Origin of the sequence: Gilliamella apis (assembly GCF_030758615.1) — a bacterium.
GTDB classification, from domain to species: domain Bacteria; phylum Pseudomonadota; class Gammaproteobacteria; order Enterobacterales; family Orbaceae; genus Gilliamella; species Gilliamella apis_A.
In genome coordinates, this window is sequence record NZ_CP132381.1 from 2,481,699 (window position 1) to 2,504,712 (window position 23,014).

Genomic DNA, 23,014 nt, shown 5'->3' on the forward strand with positions numbered 1-23,014 from the left:
ATGCAAATCTTTTTGCCACATACTATTAAACTCGATATCAATGATACCTGTTAACAAAATGGTGCTTAGATTTAAAGAAATTAAAATCCTTTTAAGTAGCAAAAATCTCTAGACGATTATTGATAATACTTTCATCCTTAACTAATTCAAATGAAACTAAATCACCTTGCCAATTGATGCCTAAAACTAACAACATTCCTTGAAAGTCATAGTAATAATTCATTTCATCTTCATAAATAGAATATTTAAATATGTAATTATGATTAAATTGTTCTGTTAATTCAAATGGGTGACCAATTTTAAACTCAAAGTCAAGGTAACTTAAAATTTGATTGGCTTTATCAACTAAAAAAGGATTCCCTACAACATCATCAATCGATAATACCGCGATATTGTCTGAAAGATAAAAAAATACAATTTGATAACCACAGACCTTGGCAATACCTTCTATTTCGGCATAAGAAAAATCATCAATTACCTGGTATTCATTTGTGTTAAGAAATTGCTCAATATCAAGAGTTGTAAACCGTTGCTTTTCATACATATTGCCAATATCACGATTCATTTTTTAATCCTTATTTTCAGCGAAAATAGGTTATTATTTTCTTTTTAATACCACTCGTAAATCATCACCGACAACGTCAACAGACTCAAATTGGAATTGAGGCGCGAATGAAAGTTTTTGTAGGTTAGGCAATACGCACATATCTTGGGCATTATGACCTAGCAATTTAGGAGCATAATATATGATTAATTCATCAACCAGATCTTGTTCAATTAGCGCACCGGCTAAATGTGATCCAGCTTCAACCCATACAGAATTCATTTGTTGCTTAGCTAATATGGATAACAACTCTGATAAATCAACTTGATGATTAGTTGATGATTCAATGATAAGTTTGCTATTTGAAGATAATATTGGCAGATTTTGCTTACGAACAATCCAATTTTCACCAGAATTGTTGAAAATATTTTCATTACCAATCATTTGATTTTGACTATCGATTATCACTCGTACGGGTTGACGAACTTCATCGAAAGGATAAATTTCTTTAATTGAATCAGGCAATTCATTAAATCTAACAGTTAAACTGGCATTATCAGCTTGAACTGTTTTCCTGGTGCTCAATATACAACTAGCTTGAGCTCTATATTGTTGTACATCTTGTCTTGCTAATGCTGATGTGATCCATTTGCTTTCACCGGAGGCCATAGCAATTTTACCATCCAATGAAGCGGCCATTTTAAGTTGGACGTATGGCAGGCCGGTCCGCATGCGTTTTAAAAAACCTTTATTAATTGCCTCAGCTTGCTCAGTTAAAATGCCAACTTGAACTTCAATTCCAGCATCTTTTAATCGTTTAATGCCATTACCAGCAACGTTAGGATTAGGATCTTGCATAGCAATAATTACCCGCGTTATGCCAGCTTGAATAAGAGCATCAGCACAAGGTGGAGTTCGACCAAAATGACTGCAAGGTTCTAATGTTACGTAAGCCGTTGCCCCTTTTGATTGGTCACCAGCCATTCTTAATGCATAAACTTCGGCATGGGGTTGGCCAGCTTTTTGATGATAACCTTTGCCAATGATCTGATCATTTTTAACAATAACACAACCAACATTAGGATTAGGGGTAGTGGTAAAGCGACCGAGTTCAGCAAGCTCAATAGCTTGCTGCATATAATATAGATCTTTATCCATAGCTATCTTTTAAATTAAGATTATTTTTGTTGCAACTTCGCTATTTCATTACTGAATTGTTCAATATCATCAAAACTGAAATAAACAGAAGCGAAGCGAATATAAGCAACTTTATCAAGATTTTTGAGCTCTTCAATTACAAAATCACCAATTAATTTTGCTTGCACTTCACGTTCGCCTGTAGCTCTAAGTTTTGATTTAATACGTGTAATAGCATCTTCAATTGCATCAAAACTAACCGGACGTTTTTCAAGAGCTCGTTTTATACCATTACGAAGTTTTTCTTCATTAAAAGGTTCTCGAACCTTATTACTTTTAATAACATTAGGCATAATTAATTCAGCCACTTCAAAGGTTGTGAAACGCTCATTGCATTCCACACATTGTCGACGACGACGAACTTGAAAACCTTCACCAACTAATCGAGAATCAATAACCTTTGTATCATCAGCATTACAAAACGGACAGTGCATAAATATATCCTGAAAACGTTTAACTTACATTACAATAGCCGAAATTATTATTTTAAACAAGATTTAAGCTAAGTAATATAAATTCTGCATACTATTTCTAATGGCAGTAAACTCAAATGAATGTTAAATTTCCGCCACCTATTCGGTGACGGAAAATTGATTTACCATGTTAATGAGATTAAAAAATCGCGTAATTTTGCAAAATCATCAGGCATATAATGAGAAAGCAATGGCATCTCAGCCCTTTCAGCTAATGCTGGTGGTAATGGAATAGACCTACCAAGAATATCTTCTACCACTTCTTTAAACTTGGCTGGATGTGCAGTTCCTAAAAATAAACCATACTCCCCTTCTTGCAATTGATCGCGTAAAGCTCGATAAGCAATAGCACCATGAGGCTCAGATAAATAACCTTTTTTATCCAATTCTTGAACAGTTTGTACAGAAACCTCATCAGAAACAGCTGCATGACCTAATGATTTTAATACCCAACCTTCTCGTTGATAAATTTCCTCAATTCTTGGCCAGTTATTAGGTTGACTTACATCCATAGCGTTAGATAGTGTAGCTACAGTTTTATGTGGCTCCCATTTACCGGTTTCTAAATAACGAGGAACAGTATCGTTGGCATTAGTTGCTGCAATAAAACGTTTAATTGGCAACCCCATAGTTTTAGCCAGCAATCCGGCAGTTAAATCACCAAAGTTACCACTTGGCACAGAAATAACTAATTGTTTTCGTTGTTTTGCTGTCAATTGAGCATAAGCTTCAAAATAATAGCAAATTTGAGCTAAAAGCCGACTTATATTAATGGAGTTTGCTGAGTTTAAACCAATAATATTTTTTAACTCTTCATCATCAAACGCCTTTTTAACTAATGCTTGGCAAGCATCAAAATCACTTTGAATAGCAATGGTGTGGATATTATCACCTAAAGTACAAAATAGTTTTTCTTGTAAAGGGCTAATTTTACCTTCTGGATATAGAATCACTACGCGAATATTAGGTAAGTGAAAAAAAGCATGCGCAACAGCTGCACCTGTGTCTCCAGAGGTTGCCGTTAAGATTGTGATTTTTTTATCCGCAGCGACTTGAACTAATGCTTGTGCCATAAAGCGGCCACCAAAATCTTTAAATGCTAATGTTGGGCCATGATACAGTTCAAGTGAACCAATATCATCCTCTACTGATTTAACTGGAGCTGGAAATTGGAAGGCATTTTGTACTAATCGATGCATATCGTTATCATTAATTTCATTACCAATAAATGCCGATAATATTTTGGCACTTCTAGTAACAAAATCCATGTTTAGCAATGACTCTATTTCTGCATCTGAAAATTTTGGTAATTGCTCTGGGAAAAATAATCCTTGCCCTTTACCTAATCCTTGTTGTACGGCCTGAGCAAAACTAACTTGTTCAGAATGATCTTTTAAGTTATACAGTTTCATAATTTGTTCCAACTATTTTATACTTTAATTGTTTTCTTTTTGATTTAATCTTATTGTCCAATTTAATAACAATTAACTTAAATCACTCTTGCACCTTGTGGATCTATTTTACAAATATGGGTAAAACCATCTTCATTTTGTAGATAAGAGCTTTTTAATAATGACTCTATCTGCTGTGCCGTTTCAAGATTATCCGCCACAACAAACATCGTCGGTCCAGATCCTGATATCCCTGAAGCTAATGCGCCAAGTTGTTTTACTTTCTTTTGTGTTTCGTCAAAATTAGGTAGCAATTGTTTACGATAAGGTTCTGCAATATTATCAATTAACATTGCCGCAGCAAGTTTAGGTTGTTTAGTATAGCAAGCATGTAAAAAACCACCGACATAGCGACCATGAGTAACACAATCAGCTTTTTGGTATTGAGCAGGCAAAATAGCTCTGGCTTCTGCTGTAGAAACTTTAATACCAGGATAGGCCATTACCCAATACCAATTTTCAAAGTGAGGAATCGACTCACTGATAACACCCATTTCATCTAAAATAAGTTGCATACCACCTAAATAACAAGGTGCCACATTATCATAATGGACACTACCAGATATACGCCCTTCTAGCTCTCCCATCATCGAAAGCATCTCAAACTCATTAAATGGTTCATTGAAAAACTTATTTAATGCAACAAAAGCACCAACTACTGAGCAAGCGCTTGAGCCTAAACCAGAACCAATTGGCATATTTTTTTCAAGAGTTATACTCACAGGTAATGTTTTATTCATAGCCTTACAGAAACGCTGCCAACATTGATAAACAATATTGAACTTGGGATCTTTTGGCAGTTTTTTGACAAACTGCCCTTTGCAAGTAAGGTTAAACTCAGTTGCAGACTCAATAGTAATACAGTCACCTAACATTGCACCACTAATTGGATTGATTGCCGCCCCCAAAATATCAAAACCAACACTAATGTTTGCCATTGATGCAGGAGCATAAACAGTTAATGATTTATGACTCATTTAGCCTCCAATTTTTCCCGATGTGGTTCGTAAAATATCAGCAAAAACACCTGCTGCAGTTACATCATTACCAGCGCCATAACCACGTAATACTAATGGAATTGGTTGATAATACCTAGTATAAAATGCTAACGCATTTTCACCATTTTTAACTTTATAAAGTGGATCATCTGCATCAACAGCTTCTATTTTGACGCTACATTGACCATCATCAATACTACCTACATACCGTAATACTTTCCCATCTTTGGATGCTTTTTCTGATTTTTCTTTAAATTCAGCATCTAGTTGTGGCAGTTTTGACATAAACTCATCAATATTACCTTGAGAATATTCCGCAGGAAGAACAGATTCAACTTTAATTTGATCTAATTCCAGTTGTAATCCTGCTTCTCTAGCTAAAATCAATAATTTTCTAGCTACATCGGTCCCAGATAAGTCATCACGAGGATCTGGTTCGGTAAAGCCTTTTTCTTTCGCCAATTTAGTCGCTTCTGATAATGACATACCTTCATCTAATTTACCAAAAATAAAAGATAACGATCCAGATAATATGCCGGAAAACTTGATCAGTTCATCACCTGCATTAAGCAGATTTTGTAAATTTTCTATTACAGGTAAACCAGCACCAACATTGGTATCATATTGAAACTTACGCTTACTATTGGCCGCTTCTTGCCGTAAGCGAAGGTAATAAGCCATTGAACTTGTATTAGCTTTCTTATTTGGTGTAACCACATGGAAGCCATTAGCAAGGAAATCAACATATTTATCTGATACGTCACTACTTGAAGTGCAGTCAACTAAGATTGGATTAAGTAATCGATTGTTTTTAGCAAATTCAATAATACTATTTAAAGTATAATCTGTATCACTTTGTTTTATTTGATCACGCCAATTAGCTAAATCAATACCATCACGATTCAGTACAGAATGTTTGGAATTGAATAAACCACAAACCCGTAAATCTATCTGTTTATTTTTGAGCCATTTTTGTTGGCGACCAATTTGATCAACCAATGCACCACCAACACCACCAACACCAATAACAAACACATCTAGCATTTTATCTGTACCAAAAAGCATTTGGTGCGTTACACGTACCCCCATTACAGCAACATCATTATCAACCACAACCGAAATTGAACGCTCAGATGAACCTTGTGCAATTGCCACAATGTTAATATTGGCTCGAGCTAATGCAGTAAAGAAGTTAGCAGATAAACCACGTAACGTACGCATACCATCACCAACAACAGAAATAATTGCCAATTTGTCAATCACTTCGATAGGTTCTAGTAAGCCATCTTTTAATTCTAAATAAAATTCATCACTTAATGCCTCTTCAGCACGATATAGTTCAGTTTGAGGAACACAAAAACTAATACTATATTCAGATGATGATTGGGTAATTAGTACCACCGAAATCCCAGCATAAGTCATAGCAGAAAATACTCGAGCAGACATACCAACCATACCTTTTAATCCTGGTCCTGATACATTAATCATCGCCATATTATTTAAATTGGTTATACCTTTTACTGGAGTTGAACTATCCACAACATTTGCACCAATTAAAGTCCCTGGAGCATCTGGATTATTGGTATTTTTAATTAAGCATGGAATTTGAAATTGGGCAATTGGCAAAATTGTTCTTGGATGAAGTACTTTAGCACCAAAGTAAGATAACTCCATTGCTTCTTGATAAGACATGGTTTTTAGTAATTTGGCATCAGGTACAATTCTAGGATCACAAGTATAAACTCCATCAACATCGGTCCAAATTTCACAGCTATTTGCACGTAAACATGCTGCTAAAACTGATGCCGAATAATCAGAACCATTACGACCAAGAACAACTAATTCACCTTTTTCATTTCCAGCAGTAAAACCTGGCATCAAAATAATATTTTCTGGTGGAATACGCATCTCGCTGATGCGATGAGATGATTCAACAATATCAACCGTTGATTCTAAATAATCACCTTCGGCAATTAACATTGCTACCGGATTAATTACGGTCACTGCATGACCTTTTGCTTTTAGCACCTCTTGCATGATTGCAATTGAAAGTTTTTCACCTCGGCAAATGATAGTAGCATTAATACTATCAGGACATTGACCTAATAATCGAATACCTTCTAACAATTGTTTGACATTATTTAACTCATTGAGTGCAAATTTTTTCATCTCTTCATAGGCAAAATTAGGCAGTACTTGTGATATTCCTGCTAAGAGATCCGCAAAGATTTTTTCTGCATCATAAATATTTGTTTGTATATCTTGCCGTGCTACAGTTTTTTCAACCATTGCGACTAAATGATTGGTAATTTTAGCTGGTGCAGATAAAACTGTTGCTGTTTGTTCTTGTTTAGCATTATTCTCAATAATCTCTGCTACACGCAAAAAGCGTTCTGCGTTGGCAACAGATGTTCCTCCAAATTTTAAAACTTTCATATCACACCTTACTTATTTTTCTAATTTATGCCAATGACAATTCAAAATGCAATTTTTTTAAATTACCTATAAAATCAATATTTTGAATTCTTTTTTTCTGTTATTAATGTTTTTGAACATTTTTTATTTTATAAAACAAAAAAACCCGCCTTTTTTGGCGGGTTTTTCGATATTTTTTAAGGAAAAATCAACCCGCCCTATAATTAATAATAGTGCCGGTGGTGCCAATAATACCTGAAATCATCATCATCACAGTTTTCATTATTTTTCCTAAAAAATCCCTAAACAAAACAGCCCGACATTTTCATGTCAGGCTGTAAAAATTAAAAAACTTTTTTGCTGTTTTCGTATTCATTCACTACCTTATTTAAAGCTTGGTAGATACTTTCTGCATCCTGTTTTTTTAATGCTTCATCAAGTATATTGAGATACGATAACATCAGTTTTTGATTGTCTTCAGCAAATTGTGGTGAAACTTCCTGATCTTCATATAACATGACATAAGTACGCGCAAATCCAAAGATTAAAAAATAAACTGATGCATTTTTTGGATCATCTTGGATTAAAGTCCTCATAGCCTTACGTAATTTTACATACGAATCGGTACCAGGTAAGCTTGTCGCAAATGTTTTTGTTACGTCTGAAAATGTCATTGCTAAAACCTCAATCAAAATCACAAGCGAAAAGAATAGCAATCCATTAACATAAGTGCAAGTCTATTTTGATTTTCAATTCTATTTTTTTATTATTTTTTGTTTAACGCATTGATATATATCAATGTAAGTTTTGTTAAATGTTAAACTTGCTTACAAACAGATAATCCTGCCGAAGCTTGGGCAACTGGCATAATTTCAATTGAATTCACATTAAAATGATTAGGTGTATTTACTAACCATGACACCGTATTAGCAATATCCTCAGGAGTAACATAATCAACATCTTTATAAACTGTCGCAGCTTGTTCATCATTACCATGGAATCGTATATTTGAAAATTCTGTTCCACCACATAATCCTGGTTCAATATTTGTTACTCTGATTCTTTTACCCAGTAAATCTGTCCGTAAATTAGCACTAAATTGCTTAACAAATGCCTTAGAGGCACCATAAACATTACCACCTTTATAAGCATAAGTACCCGCCACCGATCCAAGATTTATTATGTAACCATAATTACGTTCAACCATACTCGGTAAAATTTGATGTGTTAGGTGAATTAAGCCAATAATATTTGTTTGAATCATGGTTTCCCAATCATTATAGTTCGCCTCATAAGCAGGTTCTAATCCCAATGCCAATCCAGCATTATTGATTAATATATCAATTGGTTGAAATTCTTTTGGTAGTTGCAACAAAATAGTTTCGACTGCATCTTTTTTGGTGACATCAAACGTTAAAGGTAAAAAATTATCCCCCAACTGATCAGCAAGTTTCTGTAATTTATCACTCCGTCTAGCTGCACCTATTACTTTATAACCGTCAGCAATAAGCTTTCGACAAATAGCTTGACCAAAACCAGAAGAAGCCCCAGTAACTAAAGCGATATTCATATTCAATCCCCTTTACTCATGATAATTGTCTGAATTTACCTTTATAATATTGAAATAAATGATAAATTATTCTGCATTAAATATAAAAAAACCCGCTACGTAGCGGGTTGACATCCAATATTTCATTTAGCCGGTTCTTCGGAAGGCTCTTCATCTTTCAAAGGAACAATCAACGTATCAATATGGGTATTATTAATCAATTGTCGAGCAGAAGACATTAATTTACTCCAGAAATCTTGATGATGACCACAAACAACCAGATCTGCGCCATATTCATGGATAGCTTCAATTAATACTTGGCCGAATTCACCATTGCCAGAAAGAGTATGTGCAATTGGATAACCGGCATCATCAGCAAGTTTATTCAATGCAATATGGGCATCTTCAGTGATACGATCTTTCATATCATTCATATTAATATCAACTAAACCAGTATAAAGGTCTGAATAGTTGATACCAACATGAATTAGTGATATTTGAGCATTATATGGTCTAGCCATAGAGACTGCTTTTTCAACAAGAACTTCACTTTCTGGTGATAAATCCACTGCGACTAAAATATGTTTATAAGCCATAATATTCACTCCTTCCTATTTTTGACGCTCTAATTAAATTAGAATTTATACTTCCTTTTTACTACTAAATTAATTTTTGAGCAAGCCAAAATAGTGACCCAGATAACAAAATTGAAATTGGCAAAGTAAGAATCCAAGTTAATGCAATATTTTTAATTGTTTTACTTTGTACCCCACCACCATCAACAATCATCGTACCAGCGACAGATGAGGAAAGGACTTGGGTTGTTGATACAGGCATACCAGTATAACTGGCTATACCGATTGATAACGCAGTCGTAATTTGTGCAGAGACACCTTGAGCATAAGTCATCCCCTTTTTACCGATTTTTTCACCAATGGTTACTGCAACCCGTCGCCAACCTATCATAGTACCTACAGCAAGCGCTGAAGCTACGCCGATAATAATCCAAACTGGCGCGTACTCTACAGTTTTTAATAAATCATTATTTAGCGATTTTAAGTATTGCTTATCTTCTGCAGGGACATTTGGTTGTTTAGCAACATGAGATACCGTATCGGATAAACATAATAAAATACGTCTAGCCTGAGAGCGTTGATCTACATTAAGAGAACCATAATCATTCATTTTATTAAACAAATTATTAGCAATCCCTAATGTAGTAAACGAACGAGAGTAATCACAATGATATTGATTCAAATCATTTACAGGAATAGAAGTATCTGCAACAGACTGTTTTCCTATTACAGTATTAAGTTCATCATTATGAGTAATAAAATATTCTTCAATATTATGAATGGCATTTCTAGTATTAGTAATTTCATAGGTTGATGCTCCCATATTTACAATAAAGCCAGCAGGCGCAATTCCCATCAATACTAGCATTAATAAACCAATACCTTTTTGTCCATCATTAGCGCCATGAGAAAAACTTACCCCAGCAGCAGAAATGATCAACATTATACGAATCCAAAATGGTGGTTTTTTCTTACCATAGAGTTTTTCGCGTTGTTCTGGCGTCATAAAAATACGCTCTCTTTTTTTACTACGTTTTTTACTTTGACCTTTACGAGTCCAATATTTTCGCAGTAAAAAAATCATTAATCCAGCTATCACAAGACCAACAACAGGCGAAATGATTAATGATAAAAAGATTTGGATCATTTTAGGAATATTAAGTGCATCAATAATAGAAGTATCCATAATAAATGCATTAGCCAATGCTACACCAATAATTGCACCAATTAAAGTATGTGAGCTTGATGCAGGTATACCTACATACCATGTACCTAAGTTCCATATAATAGCGGCAAATAAAATCGAAAATACCATTGCCAGACCATGTGCAGAACTTACATTCAATAATAAATCAGTTGGTAAAAGATGCACAATTGCATAAGCAACACTAAGTCCACCAAGCAATACCCCAAAAAAGTTAAACATGCCAGCCATAAAAACAGCAAGCTGTTCTTTTAATGCTCTAGTATATATTACTGTCGCAACTGCATTTGCGGTATCATGAAAGCCATTAATTGCCTCGTAAAAAAGAACAAAAAATAGTGCTAAAACTAGTAATATAATGGTTGAAAAGTCTAAATCAGCAAATAGATGAAACATAATATATCTTTCTGTTGTTAATAGCGGCTCTATTATCCTTGAGAATACCATAATGAGCAAAACAATTTTTACATTTTTCGTTTCGCATAATGGGAAGCTAATACAGCACAGATCATTAATTGAACTTGATGAAAAATCATTAACGGCAAAATAATTATTCCAGTTATAGACATAGGGAAAATTACACTAGCCATAGGAATACCACTTGCGAGGCTTTTTTTAGAGCCACAAAATACAATTGTGATTTCATCTTCTTTGCTAAAACCGAATAATCGCGAGCTATAAGTAGTAATTAATAATACGATGGTTAACAAAATTATCGAATAAAAAATAATTTCTAAAAGAGATAACAAACTAACTTTAGCCCAAATACCATTGACTACCGCATCACTAAAAGCAACATAAACAACTAATAATATTGATATACGATCAGTTTTTGAAATAACACTTTTATATTTATCCACCCATTTGCCAATAAAACGTCTAGATAAATGACCAACCACAAAAGGTAACATTAGTTTAAGCATAATAGATTCTATAGCATCTAAAATATTCATCGAGTCAGCCGCTTGAGTATGCATTAATAGGCCGACTAATACAGGAGTAATAAATACACCTAATAATGTCGATGCCGATGCGCTACAAATTGCTGCAGCTACATTACCTTTTGCTATTGATGTAAAAGCAATTGCAGACTGGACCGTAGCGGGTAAAACACAAAGGTAAACAAAACCTAGATAAAGATCTTCAGATAAAAATGTTGGTACAAGTAGTTGCATCATCATCCCTAGAATAGGGAAAACCACGAAAGTAATAATAAATATCAATAAATGCAATCGCCAATTTTTTATACCAATAACTATTGCATCAAATGACAATTTTGCTCCATGCATAAAAAATAATAGGCCAATAGCAAAAGTGGTGAGATCCTCAAAAACAACCTTAGCTTGTCCTTCACATGGAAAAATACTTGCCGTCATCACAACACAAATCAAAATCAGCAAGAATGAATCAATTTTAAAACGTTGAAGTATATTCATGATATTAGTTCGATTAGTTAAAAAAATCGCCACAAAAGTGGCGATATATCTAAAGTTATGCTGTTATTCTAGGAAGCTTCGCAGTACATCAGATCGGCTTGGATGACGTAATTTACGTAATGCTTTAGCCTCAATCTGACGAATACGTTCACGCGTTACATCAAATTGTTTACCAACTTCTTCAAGAGTGTGGTCAGTATTCATATCAATACCGAATCGCATGCGTAATACTTTCGCTTCGCGCGGTGTTAAGCCAGATAAAATATCACGTGTTGCACTACGCAGACTTTCAGATGTAGCGGCATCTAATGGTTGCTCAAGAGCTGTATCCTCAATAAAATCACCTAAATGTGAATCTTCATCATCACCTACTGGTGTTTCCATTGAAATAGGCTCTTTAGCAATTTTCAATACTTTACGAATTTTTTCTTCAGGCATTTGCATGCGTTCAGATAGTTCTTCTGGCGTTGGTTCACGACCAATTTCTTGTAACATCTGACGTGAAATTCGATTTAGCTTATTGATTGTTTCAATCATATGCACTGGTATACGTATTGTTCTTGCTTGGTCAGCAATTGAACGTGTAATTGCTTGTCGAATCCACCAAGTCGCATATGTAGAGAATTTATATCCTCGGCGATATTCGAACTTGTCAACAGCCTTCATCAGGCCAATATTACCTTCTTGAATAAGATCTAAGAACTGCAAGCCACGATTGGTATATTTTTTCGCTATTGAAATTACCAAACGTAAGTTGGCCTCTACCATCTCTTTCTTTGCTCGTCGAGCTTTTGCCTCACCAATAGACATTCGTCTATTAATATCTTTAATTTGCTCAATAGAAAGATTAGTTTCCGTTTCTATTTGTTGTAAACAATTAATTTCAGCCTCAATTGGCGCTTCAAATTCCATTAAATTAGCAGCAAAAGCGCCTTTACCAGTAACGGCTTTTTTATACCAACTCATGTTATTTTCGTTACCACTAAAATGCGTCATAAATTGTTTTTTCGGCATTTTGCACTGCTCAACACAGATCTTCATAATGACACGTTCATGTGCTCTTACGCGATCCATCATGCTTCTCATGTTATTAACAAGAATATCAAATTGTTTACCTACTAATCTGAATTGTTTGAAAACTTCAGATAAATTTTCAATTTCTTGTTGTGCTTTTTTATGGGCTCGGCCATATTTTTTTATTGCAGCTGAGGTTTTATCATGTTGTTCTTTAAGTTCAGAAAATTTCGCTCTTGCCACTTCCGGATCAATTGAAACATCATCATCAGCGGAAGAATCGCCATCTTCTTCACTTTCATCATCGCTATCATCAATATCGATTTCAGCTTCACTCTCTTCCAACTCTTCTGGAAGCTCTTCGGTTGATTCTTCAGCATTAGGATCAACAAAACCGGTGATAAGATCAGATAAGCGAACTTCACCACTTTCCACTAAATTGTATTGTTCTAAAAGATATGTAATCGCTTCTGGATATTCAGATACAGAGGTTTGAACTTGATTAATACCATCTTCAATACGTTTGGCAATATCAATTTCGCCTTCACGGGTTAGTAATTCAACTGCACCCATTTCCCGCATATACATACGGACAGGATCTGTCGTTCTACCTATTTCTGATTCTACATTAGATAAAACTAATGCTGTAGCTGCTTCAACGGCCTCTTCATCCGGAACATTATCGGAAAGTAATAATTCATCTGAATCTGGGGCTTCTTCAAGTACTTGAATGCCCATATCATTGATCATTTGGATAATATCTTCAATCTGATCTGAATCAATGATTTCTTCCGGCAAGTGATCATTGACATCAGCATAGGTCAGGTATCCTAGCTCCTTTCCTCGGATGATCAGGAGTTTTAACTGTGATTGAGAATTTTGCTCCATAAAGGTATCCACATTTAGTTATTCGGTCATGTATATTATATATGTAGAATAGAAAATAATTTTCTACATATACCCTGTATATTTAGTCTTTTTTTGATAAAACAAGTATTAATGTCGCTAATTCTTTTTTCTCTGCGGTACTTAATCCGGAGACTCTTTCTTTTGCGATCAGTTCATCTTGCCTTTGGGCGAGTATATTATCATATAACTCTTTTAAAGTATGAGAAAAAATTGACTCTATTTCATCATCTTGGTAATGGTACTCCCATGTAGCTAAACGACTTAGCTGTTTATAAAATGGTCGACTGATACACTCTGTTAATATCTGTGCTGTAGTTATATTTGGGTATTGTTGGCATAATTCAAGTAGCTCAATAAATATATCTATGCCAGCTAAATTAACTTGTCGCATAACATTAATATCTGAAACCATTTTAGCCATATCAGGATATTGCAGTAATAAACCAATCAAAATTCGCATGGTAGTTAATTTCATCTGCGGTGCAGATACTGGTTCAATAGGTTTATTTTCACCTTTGTTTTGATCAGTGGCTATGAGTTGTTCTATTTGTGATATATCAAGTAGGCCTAAATAACGACCTAATTCCTGAAGCAAGTTAAGTCTAAATGCTTTTGCTTTGACCTGATCAAGCAAAGGTATAGCCAGTGAACTCAATTTAGCTTTACCTTCAGCGGTTTTTAGATCAACTTGTTTTAATAACTCATCAAACAAAAATTCAGAGAGATTAGGTGCATTTTTTACATAATTTTCAAAACCATCTTTACCGACTTTACGTACGTAACTGTCAGGATCTTCATCTTGTGGTAAAAAAGCGAAAGTAATTTGTTTACCATCAATCAAACAAGGTAGTAATACGTTCAGTGCTCGCCAAGCAGCACTTCGCCCTGCATTATCACCATCATAACAAAATATGACAGAATCAGTTGCTCTAAATAATAATTTAATATGTTCTTCAGAGGTTGATGTACCCAATGCAGCAACTGCATAATCAATACCGTATTGGGCCAGTGAAACGACATCCATATATCCTTCAACCACAATCAGCTGTTCAGGATTTCGATTAACCTCTTGCGCTTCATAAAGACCATATAATTGAAAACCTTTATGAAAAATAGGTGTTTCGGGTGAATTAATATATTTAGCTGAATCATTGATAATCGTTCTACCACCAAAAGCAATGACATTACCTTGTCTATCGCGAATTGGAAACATTATACGACCACGGAATCGATCATATTGATTACCACTATCATTGGTAACTAACATGCCAGCTTGATTATATAATTTCGTTTCAGCTTTAGTTTTTACTACATTTTGTGAAGTTAAACGCCACTCATTAGGAGCATAACCTATTTTATACCTAGTTATAATTTCTTGATTTAAACCACGTTGCTCAAGATACATATGAGCATCTTTTGAAGTTGATAATGCTAGTTGTTGTTGGTAGAAATCGGTGATTTTTGCCATCAAGGAGTAGAGATCACGACGCAAATTACGTGATTCAATTTGCTTTGATTGGTCAGCTTGATTACTATCATCTTCCGTGTAAGGAACACGAATGCCTTGCATACTAGCAATTTCTTCAATGGCTTCAGGAAAGGTTAATCGTTCATACTGCATTAAAAAATTTACAGCAGAGCCTGATGCACCACATCCAAAGCAGTAGTAAATTTGTTTTTTTTCATTTAATGAAAAAGAAGCAGTTTTTTCATCATGAAAAGGACAACAACCGAAATAATTATTTCCCTTTTTTTTCATTTTAACGCGCTTACCTATCACATCAAGAATACTTGTGCGGGCAAGCAAATCTAAAATAAAATCGCGAGGAATAAGACCTTTCATGATAAAATTCAACCAATTATGGCATTATGAAAAGACAACAAGCCGTAATAATAATACGGCTTGTTAAAATTGTTTATATCTAGAATATAAATGAATTGTTTTTTTTAAACAATTTAAATTTTCAGTATAAAAATTAATATAGACGAGTGCGACGAGCGTTTTCTCTTTCTAATTTCTTAGCATGGCGTTTAACAGCAGCTGCTTTTGCGCGTTTACGAATAGTTGTTGGTTTTTCGTAAAATTCACGATTACGAACTTCAGCTAATACTCCTGCTTTTTCGCAAGAACGTTTAAAACGACGTAATGCTACATCGAAAGGTTCATTTTCACGTACTTTAATTACTGGCATGTGCCTCTCACCTCAAATTTGTTTAATATCACAAAGGACTAAAATTAGTGCGCAATTTTACTCCTAATTGATATGGGTTGTAAAGTAAAATATCGTATAATTACTATATGATAAATTAATTTGCTAATCTACTTTTTGAGTCAGATAATAAAATAGTTTAATTAAAGATATATAGGTGTTTTATGTCGTCTTTCTTTACTGGTCAATATCCACAAAAACGTTTACGTCGAAACCGTGCACAAGATTTTAGTCGTCGTCTGGTAGCTGAAAACCATTTGACGGTTAATGATCTTATTTATCCAGTATTTATCGTTGAGGGTAACAATATCAGCCAACCCGTGTCATCAATGCCGAATGTAAAACGGATGAGTATTGATATATTGGTGAAAGAAGCTGAACAAGTTGCTAAATTAGGTATACCGGTACTTTCATTGTTTCCTGCTATTGAGCCCTCCCTAAAATCACTATTAGCCGAAGAAGCTTATAATGAAAGAGGTTTAGTACCTAAAGCAATTCGAGCATTAAAAAAAGAAATACCAGAACTCGGAATTTTAACCGATGTGGCTCTCGATCCTTATACGACACACGGCCAAGATGGCATTATTGATGACAACGGTTATGTTCTCAATGATATATCTGTCGAAGCTTTAAAAAAACAAGCACTAATACAAGCAGATGCTGGAGCAGATATTATTGCACCAAGTGATATGATGGATGGCCGAATTGGTGCAATACGTAAAGAGCTAGAATCACATAATTTTGTTAATAGCCAAATTATGGCTTACTCGGCAAAATATGCATCTAGCTTTTATGGACCTTTCCGTGATGCAGTTGGTTCAGCCAATAATATCAAAGGTGGCAATAAAAAAACTTATCAACTTGATCCAGCAAATAGCAATGAAGCCTTACAAGAAATTTATCAAGATTTAAGTGAAGGCGCAGATATGGTCATGGTTAAACCTGGTATGCCCTATCTAGATATCGTTCGCCGAGTAAAAGAAACCTTTGCAGTACCTACATTTGCCTATCAAGTATCAGGAGAATATGCAATGTTAATGGCTGCAATCGAAAACGGTTGGTTAGATGAAAAGTCTACTATCATGGAATCTCTACTCTGTTTCAAACGAGCAGGTGCCGATGGCGTGTTAACTTATTTTGCTAAGCAAGTAGCTCAATGGCTTAATAACCAGTAATAGCTGCATTATATATATCATATCAATTTACTAATTATAGTGAATTGATATGATTAACAACGGAAAAACAAGCACAACTTTTTAAAGCAAAATCGAATCTCTTTAGATTAAAAAATACCCCAAATTAGCTCAATCAAGCTTTTCCATAATTAATAACATCATTAATATTTTAATTTTTTAATAAATATTAAACTAAATCAATTACAAAATCTTAATTTATGGATAAAATATATTAAGTTACTTATTCTGGCACTAAAAATTACAAATTAGGTGATGAGAGTGAAGATTTGTCTGATATGATGATCAAGTAACTATTCAATAATATAAATATTATTGCCATAGCTAGAATAAACTGATGAATCGAAATATTAATATCGCTATTAGATATAAATAAAATTTTAACCAATAACATTAAGAAGCCAATATTATGAAAAATTATATCTATCTTTTCTTATTAAGTATCCTCTTATTAACTGGGTGTGATGATAAAAAAGACAGCCAATCATCATCTGATGCAACTCCATCGACTAATCAAAATAACGAAGTTAATACTGATACGCAAACTGATAAAACGACCAGTACAACAAACAAAAATGAAGACAATACAATAAATTCTAGTAGTGAAAATAAATCACAGTTACCAACTCAAGTAACTAATAGCTATCTATTTCATACCGAACCTGAGTTATTACCTAATAAGAAACTCATTAAACAGCAAACAATTCAAAGTTCGGACAAAAAGTCTATTAATTATAACGATCAAGGTTATGTTAAAGATTATGACTTGGAAGGATTATATGGCGAAATAAATTATGATACAGCTAAATACATTTATGGTATGAAAGATACCAGAAACAGTTATGACATTACTTTCGATGAATCGAAAAATATCATTGGTATGAAAAATAGTAATGATGAAATTGTTGCTATTAATGAATTTGACGAGCAAGGCCGTTTAGTTGAAACCACTTTATCTAACTTCGCTGATAATAATATTAATTTTACCAGTAAGATTATTTATGAAAATGATCTGGTCGAACAAGTCTTATATAACGCTTATGTAAAAATGGATGATAAAAAACAATTACCCGTTTTAGTAAGAGAAAAAGATGTTATTTATAATGCAGACAAACAATTAGAAAAAACGATTACTCGTACCTTCAAATTGTCTGCTAAAGGTGAAGTCATCATTAATGATAAAAATGAACAAGAATTAGAATCTACTGAAACTTGTAGTTATTCTGAATATAACCAAAATAATGACTGGACCAAAGCTGTTTGTGAAACAACGGGGAATGGTTCAAGTAAAATTAATTTAACCAGAACCATTGAGTATCTATAACTTATTAAATAAAGTGAATATGATCAGTTTTCACCAAACTCATCATATTCACGACAAAGTATAATTGTATCCTCAATTAAACGCCTTGCTATCGTGCCATATTCAGGTATTTTTGGTAATTGAGAATAATGGTACCAATCAGCTTCTACTAACTCATTTTTATCGATAGTAATCTCACCACTATCATAATCTGCTAAATAAGCCATCATCATAGAATTAGGAAATGGCCAAGATTGCGAACCGACATAACGAATATTTTTAATTTTTATTTTTGACTCTTCATAGACCTCTCTGGCCACTGTCGTTTCCATTGTTTCACCAATTTCAGTAAAACCCGCTAATACAGTATATAAATTATCTTGATTATGCCTTACATGTTTTGCCAATAAAATTTTATTTTTATTCCGAATAGCGACAATAATTGATGGTGAAATTTGTGGATAATAACGTTGATGACAATGATCACATAGACAACACCATTCTGTTTGACTAATATACATCTCATGACCGCAGTAGCCACAATATTTATGAGACCGATAAAACTCAGACAATTGTACCGCTCTACCAGCCATATTAAACAAAGACTGATCAGCTCCACTAAGTAAAGGTCTAATCGAGCCCATGGAACTACTCATTTCTTGACAAATTAACCACGCAGTTTGTCCATTCCATTCACCAATAGGTTGAGCGAGTTTATTGGTAAATCCTAATTCACTGGCGCTACCGTTGGGAACTTCGCCATTAGGTAACCATAAACGACCATTTTTACTCACAAACCAGTAGCCTTTTTCGTTACCGATTAAATTATATTGTTTTTGTATATCCATAACATCAACACCAAAAATTAAATATTAAAAAGGAGGATATTACTCCTCCTTTCCATCAAGCTATTTCTTTTTCTTCTCATGAAGACCTTTTTTCTCAAGTTCCCAGTAAATTATACGTTGCTGAGCAATCGTAAATAAGTTACTTACAATATAGTATAAAACTAAACCTGATGGGAACCATAAGAAGAACACCGTAAAGATTAATGGCATATATGTCATTAATTTTTGCTGTAATGGATCGGTAACCGGTGTTGGTGACATCTTCTGAATTAAGAACATGGTACCACCCATTAATAACGGTAAAATATAATATGGGTCTTGCGCTGATAAGTCATAAATCCAAAGAGCAAATGGAGCATGACGTAACTCTACTGTATTACCTAACATATAAAACAGTGATAAGAAGATCGGCATTTGAATCAACAATGGTAAACAACCGCCAAGAGGATTAACTTTTTCTTGTCGATAAAGAGCCATTGTTTCCATACTCATTTTTTGTCTATCATCACCATAACGTTCTTTTAATGCTTGTAAACGAGGTTGTAATAACTTCATTTTAGCCATTGAACGATATTGTGCTCGTGTTAGTGGGAATAAAATACCACGCACAATAAAGGTGATAACAATAATTGAAAAGCCCCAATTACCTATAAAGCTTTGAATAAATTTCAATAAATAGAACAGTGGCTGCGATAAGAACCATAACCAACCATAATCAACTATTAAATCAAGATGATTAGCGGTTTCTTTTAACTGACTTTGGATTTCAGGACCTAACCATAGTTTCGCACTAACTGATTGAGTTTTACCTGGTTGAATAACGGCTGTTTCACCTTTAAAACCAATCGTAGCTTGGGAATTTTTAGCCGTAGCACGTGAATAAAATAGGTTGTTTTGATCCTGCACCGGGATCCAAGCAGAAGCGAAATAGTGTTGCAACATAGCAACCCAACCAACATTAGTTTCAACAGATAAAGCCTTATCTTTGATATCACCAAAGCTATATTTACTATAATTAGTATCAGCACTGGAATAAGCGGTACCACGGAACGCACTTAATCCTAATCCGCCACCACCTTCGGTAACAGCATCATCTGGTAAATCAATAGTTTGTTTTAACTGACCATACATCGATACTTCTATAGGATTTTGGCTTTGGTTATCAATATCATACTGAACATCAATAGCATATTTGCCACGATGTAAAATATAATATTTAGTATAAGTTACTCCATTAACTTGATACGTTAATGGAACTTTCAACTCATCTACACCATCAGCTAAAACATATTCAGATTGAGCAGTTTGATATACTGGACGTTTACTTCCTTGAATTGCATTATCTGGACCATCTTTACCTGTTAAGCCACTTTCAGCAATATAAATAAAGTCAGGTTTAGATGTTAATAATTGGAAAGGCGTACCAGAATGAAGAGACTGCTCATATTTTAACAATTGTGCAGCTTGTACATCGCCACCATAGGTATTAACCGTTAATGACAATACATCAGATTTTATCGTAATTGTTTTACCTTGTGCGAAATCCGCTGGTGAATCTTCACCTATTTGTTGCGTCAATTGATTAGCAACTGGCGGTTTTGGTGCATGATCTTCTTCCCATGCTTTCCAAAGCAGGAAAGAGACGAAAAGTAAAGCAATGACTAAAATATTACGTTGAGATCCCATTAGTGTTTTTCTCTATCGGTTTTAGTTTTAGGAGGTACAAAATCTTCACCTCCTTCATGTAAAGGGTGACATTTTAATACACGTTTGACAGTTAGCCAACTACCTTTTATTAATCCAAAGCGTCTTAATGCAATTACAGCATATTGAGAACAAGATGGAGTAAAGCGACATTTAGGCCCTAATAAAGGACTAATAATACGCTGGTATATTTTAATGACAAAAACAAAAATATTAATAATCAAATATTTAAATGCATAAATATGCTGTTTAAATATCAATATTAATTTATTCAGTTTCTTTGTTTTTTGATGATTTGTTGACATAGTTTGTCTAATGTCTCAACTAATTGTTGATTATTCAATTGTATAACAGGCTGTTTAGCCATCAAAATAAAATCGATATTAGGAAACTGATGTTGATGGTGACGAAAATATTCTTTAGCTAATCGTTTAATTCGATTACGCTCGTGTGCTCGTTTAACCTGTTTTTTAGCTATAGCAAAACCTAATCTAGCATGAGCCAGATCATTTTTCCGTGTAACTAAAGTAAGAAAAGGCGAACCTGCACGAATAGATTCTTGAAAGACGCGATTAAAATCGAAGGGAGTTAACAAACGTAACTCCCGAGGAAAAGTGAGTTTAGTCACTCAACTTTAAATTAGCTAGCAACGGTTAAACGAACACGGCCTTTAGCGCGACGACGAGCAAGAACTTGACGACCGTTTTTAGTAGCCATACGAGCACGGAAACCGTGAGTTCTATTACGTTTTAATACTGATGGTTGAAATGTGCGTTTCATGACGATTTATATCCAAATCTAATTTATCAACAAGTTGTAGAGTATAAACTCCACAGCATTAATTAAAGAGGCCCGAATTATAGAGGCTATTTTATTTTTCGTCAATGAGATTTTGATATATAAATTGTAAGGACTGTATTAAATGAATATATCGCCCTTATTAATCATTAATCGCTATGACTCGCTTACTTTTTTCACCACCGATTTCACGAGCCAATTTTGGCACAAGATAACCCGATACATTTTTCGCAAGTTGTCTCATAATTTGCTTAGCATTGTCATCATCCACTAAAAAATGAGCAGCTCCTTGCACTTTATCCAATAAATGGATGTAATAAGGTAAAATGCCTATTGAAAATAATTTATTACTTAAACAAGCTAATACATCAGCATCATCATTAACTTTTTTCAATAACACACTTTGATTCAAAACCGTTACCTGATGTTCCTTTAAACGCTTGATAGCATTAGTAACATTATCATCAATTTCATTTGGATGATTAATATGAGTAACTAATACAATTTGTAACCTGGTTTTAGCAAATAACCGACACAGTTCGCTAGTAATACGATTAGGTATCACCACAGCTAAACGGCTATGAATACGTAAACGCTTGATATGAGGTATTTTCTCTAATTCGGTTATTAAAAAAGCCATTTCGTGATCCTTAGCCATTAACGGATCACCACCTGAAAGGATAATTTCATCCAGTTCTGGATGACTTGCAATATACTCCAATGCTGCACCAAGATTTTTTTTAGTGCCTTGATTATCGTGATAAGGAAAATGTCGCCTAAAACAATATCGACAATTAATCGCACATGCAGTTTTAATCATTAATAACGCACGATTATGATATTTGTGTAGTAATCCCGGAATAGTATTATTTTGCTCCTCTAAAGGATCTTCACTAAAACCCGCTACATTAATTAATTCTTTTTCATCACAAAGAACTTGTAGCAACAATGGATCTTGACTATCGCCTTTTTTCATCCGATTGATAAAAGCCATAGGAACCCGAAGCGGGAATTGCTTTCTCGCTTGCAACATAGGCAGAGAAATTGCCTCAGGATCTAAATTCAAACAACGATAAAGCTTTTTGATATCGGTAACGACATTGGCAAGTTCAAAAATCCACTCATCTTTATTTGGTTGTTCAATATTTTGCTGTATAATGTGGCTCATTTTTGTAATTCAGAATGATAGTTGG

Annotated in this window: 22 protein-coding genes; 2 read left to right on the top strand and 20 right to left on the bottom strand. The window is 34.2% G+C overall.

The window, feature by feature from the left end:
- Nucleotides 1-91: 91 nt before the first annotated feature.
- The 14 genes from RAM17_RS11440 to rpsU all read right to left on the bottom strand — a co-directional run bounded on the left by RAM17_RS11440 (nucleotide 92) and on the right by rpsU (nucleotide 15,957).
- Nucleotides 92-565, bottom strand: a complete 474-nt coding sequence (locus RAM17_RS11440; RefSeq protein WP_110447175.1) for a hypothetical protein — start codon at nucleotides 563-565, stop codon at nucleotides 92-94.
- A 33-nt stretch (nucleotides 566-598) separates the two neighbouring features.
- On the bottom strand, nucleotides 599-1,702 hold the full coding sequence (gene ribD, locus RAM17_RS11445; RefSeq protein WP_110447174.1) for a bifunctional diaminohydroxyphosphoribosylaminopyrimidine deaminase/5-amino-6-(5-phosphoribosylamino)uracil reductase RibD: 1,104 nt from the start codon (nucleotides 1,700-1,702) through the stop codon (nucleotides 599-601).
- A gap of 20 nt (nucleotides 1,703-1,722) precedes the next feature.
- Nucleotides 1,723-2,175 (bottom strand): transcriptional regulator NrdR, encoded by a 453-nt coding sequence (nrdR, locus tag RAM17_RS11450; protein WP_086363835.1) that lies wholly within the window; start codon nucleotides 2,173-2,175, stop codon nucleotides 1,723-1,725.
- Between the two features lie 161 nt (nucleotides 2,176-2,336).
- Nucleotides 2,337-3,626, bottom strand: coding sequence for a threonine synthase (gene thrC / locus RAM17_RS11455; RefSeq protein ID WP_110447173.1), 1,290 nt, complete (start codon nucleotides 3,624-3,626; stop codon nucleotides 2,337-2,339).
- A 77-nt stretch (nucleotides 3,627-3,703) separates the two neighbouring features.
- The gene (thrB, locus tag RAM17_RS11460) at nucleotides 3,704-4,642 is read right to left on the bottom strand and encodes a homoserine kinase (protein ID WP_110447172.1); all 939 of its coding nucleotides are present in this window, start codon (nucleotides 4,640-4,642) and stop codon (nucleotides 3,704-3,706) included.
- Nucleotides 4,643-7,099 (bottom strand): bifunctional aspartate kinase/homoserine dehydrogenase I, encoded by a 2,457-nt coding sequence (gene thrA / locus RAM17_RS11465; protein WP_110447171.1) that lies wholly within the window; start codon nucleotides 7,097-7,099, stop codon nucleotides 4,643-4,645.
- A gap of 323 nt (nucleotides 7,100-7,422) precedes the next feature.
- Nucleotides 7,423-7,752 carry a hypothetical protein gene (locus RAM17_RS11470; RefSeq protein ID WP_034901131.1) on the bottom strand — a complete coding sequence of 110 codons (330 nt, stop codon included), beginning with the start codon at nucleotides 7,750-7,752 and terminating at the stop codon, nucleotides 7,423-7,425.
- Between the two features lie 143 nt (nucleotides 7,753-7,895).
- Nucleotides 7,896-8,648 carry an SDR family oxidoreductase gene (locus tag RAM17_RS11475; RefSeq protein WP_110447170.1) on the bottom strand — a complete coding sequence of 251 codons (753 nt, stop codon included), beginning with the start codon at nucleotides 8,646-8,648 and terminating at the stop codon, nucleotides 7,896-7,898.
- 122 nt (nucleotides 8,649-8,770) lie between these two features.
- The gene (gene uspA, locus RAM17_RS11480; RefSeq protein WP_034901127.1) at nucleotides 8,771-9,223 is read right to left on the bottom strand and encodes a universal stress protein UspA; all 453 of its coding nucleotides are present in this window, start codon (nucleotides 9,221-9,223) and stop codon (nucleotides 8,771-8,773) included.
- 64 nt (nucleotides 9,224-9,287) lie between these two features.
- Nucleotides 9,288-10,802 (bottom strand): inorganic phosphate transporter PitA, encoded by a 1,515-nt coding sequence (gene pitA / locus RAM17_RS11485; RefSeq protein ID WP_110447169.1) that lies wholly within the window; start codon nucleotides 10,800-10,802, stop codon nucleotides 9,288-9,290.
- A gap of 68 nt (nucleotides 10,803-10,870) precedes the next feature.
- Nucleotides 10,871-11,842 (bottom strand): bile acid:sodium symporter family protein, encoded by a 972-nt coding sequence (locus RAM17_RS11490; protein WP_110447168.1) that lies wholly within the window; start codon nucleotides 11,840-11,842, stop codon nucleotides 10,871-10,873.
- Between the two features lie 63 nt (nucleotides 11,843-11,905).
- Complete coding sequence (gene rpoD, locus RAM17_RS11495) at nucleotides 11,906-13,744, bottom strand: RNA polymerase sigma factor RpoD (protein ID WP_110447167.1); 1,839 nt, start codon at nucleotides 13,742-13,744, stop codon at nucleotides 11,906-11,908.
- Between the two features lie 82 nt (nucleotides 13,745-13,826).
- Nucleotides 13,827-15,608, bottom strand: a complete 1,782-nt coding sequence (gene dnaG / locus RAM17_RS11500) for a DNA primase (protein WP_110447166.1) — start codon at nucleotides 15,606-15,608, stop codon at nucleotides 13,827-13,829.
- Between the two features lie 133 nt (nucleotides 15,609-15,741).
- Nucleotides 15,742-15,957: a 30S ribosomal protein S21 gene (gene rpsU, locus RAM17_RS11505; RefSeq protein WP_034882800.1), complete on the bottom strand. Its 216-nt coding sequence runs from the start codon at nucleotides 15,955-15,957 to the stop codon at nucleotides 15,742-15,744.
- 182 nt (nucleotides 15,958-16,139) lie between these two features.
- On the opposite strand from rpsU, the gene hemB reads away from it, so the two are divergent.
- Together hemB and RAM17_RS11515 are read left to right on the top strand one after the other, a co-directional pair.
- Nucleotides 16,140-17,150 carry a porphobilinogen synthase gene (hemB, locus tag RAM17_RS11510; protein ID WP_110447165.1) on the top strand — a complete coding sequence of 337 codons (1,011 nt, stop codon included), beginning with the start codon at nucleotides 16,140-16,142 and terminating at the stop codon, nucleotides 17,148-17,150.
- Between the two features lie 427 nt (nucleotides 17,151-17,577).
- Entirely contained in the window at nucleotides 17,578-18,492 is a 915-nt protein-coding gene (locus tag RAM17_RS11515) for a hypothetical protein (RefSeq protein WP_110447164.1), read from the top strand.
- A 23-nt stretch (nucleotides 18,493-18,515) separates the two neighbouring features.
- Here the strand turns inward: RAM17_RS11515 and nudC are convergent, their stop codons facing one another.
- The 6 genes from nudC to epmB all read right to left on the bottom strand — a co-directional run bounded on the left by nudC (nucleotide 18,516) and on the right by epmB (nucleotide 22,989).
- On the bottom strand, nucleotides 18,516-19,319 hold the full coding sequence (nudC, locus tag RAM17_RS11520) for an NAD(+) diphosphatase (protein ID WP_110447163.1): 804 nt from the start codon (nucleotides 19,317-19,319) through the stop codon (nucleotides 18,516-18,518).
- 60 nt (nucleotides 19,320-19,379) lie between these two features.
- Nucleotides 19,380-21,005, bottom strand: coding sequence for a membrane protein insertase YidC (gene yidC, locus RAM17_RS11525; protein WP_110447162.1), 1,626 nt, complete (start codon nucleotides 21,003-21,005; stop codon nucleotides 19,380-19,382).
- Entirely contained in the window at nucleotides 21,005-21,247 is a 243-nt protein-coding gene (gene yidD / locus RAM17_RS11530; RefSeq protein WP_232350107.1) for a membrane protein insertion efficiency factor YidD, read from the bottom strand. Before yidD ends, yidC begins: the two co-directional genes overlap by 1 nt.
- Before the next feature lie 47 nt (nucleotides 21,248-21,294).
- Nucleotides 21,295-21,651, bottom strand: a complete 357-nt coding sequence (gene rnpA / locus RAM17_RS11535) for a ribonuclease P protein component (RefSeq protein WP_110447160.1) — start codon at nucleotides 21,649-21,651, stop codon at nucleotides 21,295-21,297.
- Nucleotides 21,652-21,662: 11 nt separating this feature from the next.
- Nucleotides 21,663-21,803, bottom strand: coding sequence for a 50S ribosomal protein L34 (rpmH, locus tag RAM17_RS11540; RefSeq protein ID WP_025314679.1), 141 nt, complete (start codon nucleotides 21,801-21,803; stop codon nucleotides 21,663-21,665).
- Between the two features lie 160 nt (nucleotides 21,804-21,963).
- Nucleotides 21,964-22,989, bottom strand: a complete 1,026-nt coding sequence (gene epmB, locus RAM17_RS11545; protein WP_110447159.1) for an EF-P beta-lysylation protein EpmB — start codon at nucleotides 22,987-22,989, stop codon at nucleotides 21,964-21,966.
- Nucleotides 22,990-23,014: the final 25 nt, after the last annotated feature.

Coding starts and splice junctions, on each gene's coding strand:
- dnaG (WP_110447166.1), bottom strand. CDS start 15,608: ATGAAAGGTCTTATTCCTCGCGATTTTATTTTAGATTTGCTTGCCCGC.
- epmB (WP_110447159.1), bottom strand. CDS start 22,989: ATGAGCCACATTATACAGCAAAATATTGAACAACCAAATAAAGATGAG.
- hemB (WP_110447165.1), top strand. CDS start 16,140: ATGTCGTCTTTCTTTACTGGTCAATATCCACAAAAACGTTTACGTCGA.
- thrA (WP_110447171.1), bottom strand. CDS start 7,099: ATGAAAGTTTTAAAATTTGGAGGAACATCTGTTGCCAACGCAGAACGC.
- rpoD (WP_110447167.1), bottom strand. CDS start 13,744: ATGGAGCAAAATTCTCAATCACAGTTAAAACTCCTGATCATCCGAGGA.
- uspA (WP_034901127.1), bottom strand. CDS start 9,223: ATGGCTTATAAACATATTTTAGTCGCAGTGGATTTATCACCAGAAAGT.
- RAM17_RS11490 (WP_110447168.1), bottom strand. CDS start 11,842: ATGAATATACTTCAACGTTTTAAAATTGATTCATTCTTGCTGATTTTG.
- yidC (WP_110447162.1), bottom strand. CDS start 21,005: ATGGGATCTCAACGTAATATTTTAGTCATTGCTTTACTTTTCGTCTCT.
- pitA (WP_110447169.1), bottom strand. CDS start 10,802: ATGTTTCATCTATTTGCTGATTTAGACTTTTCAACCATTATATTACTA.
- nudC (WP_110447163.1), bottom strand. CDS start 19,319: ATGGATATACAAAAACAATATAATTTAATCGGTAACGAAAAAGGCTAC.
- thrB (WP_110447172.1), bottom strand. CDS start 4,642: ATGAGTCATAAATCATTAACTGTTTATGCTCCTGCATCAATGGCAAAC.
- RAM17_RS11440 (WP_110447175.1), bottom strand. CDS start 565: ATGAATCGTGATATTGGCAATATGTATGAAAAGCAACGGTTTACAACT.
- ribD (WP_110447174.1), bottom strand. CDS start 1,702: ATGGATAAAGATCTATATTATATGCAGCAAGCTATTGAGCTTGCTGAA.
- RAM17_RS11515 (WP_110447164.1), top strand. CDS start 17,578: ATGAAAAATTATATCTATCTTTTCTTATTAAGTATCCTCTTATTAACT.
- nrdR (WP_086363835.1), bottom strand. CDS start 2,175: ATGCACTGTCCGTTTTGTAATGCTGATGATACAAAGGTTATTGATTCT.
- rpmH (WP_025314679.1), bottom strand. CDS start 21,803: ATGAAACGCACATTTCAACCATCAGTATTAAAACGTAATAGAACTCAC.
- thrC (WP_110447173.1), bottom strand. CDS start 3,626: ATGAAACTGTATAACTTAAAAGATCATTCTGAACAAGTTAGTTTTGCT.
- RAM17_RS11475 (WP_110447170.1), bottom strand. CDS start 8,648: ATGAATATCGCTTTAGTTACTGGGGCTTCTTCTGGTTTTGGTCAAGCT.
- rpsU (WP_034882800.1), bottom strand. CDS start 15,957: ATGCCAGTAATTAAAGTACGTGAAAATGAACCTTTCGATGTAGCATTA.
- RAM17_RS11470 (WP_034901131.1), bottom strand. CDS start 7,752: ATGACATTTTCAGACGTAACAAAAACATTTGCGACAAGCTTACCTGGT.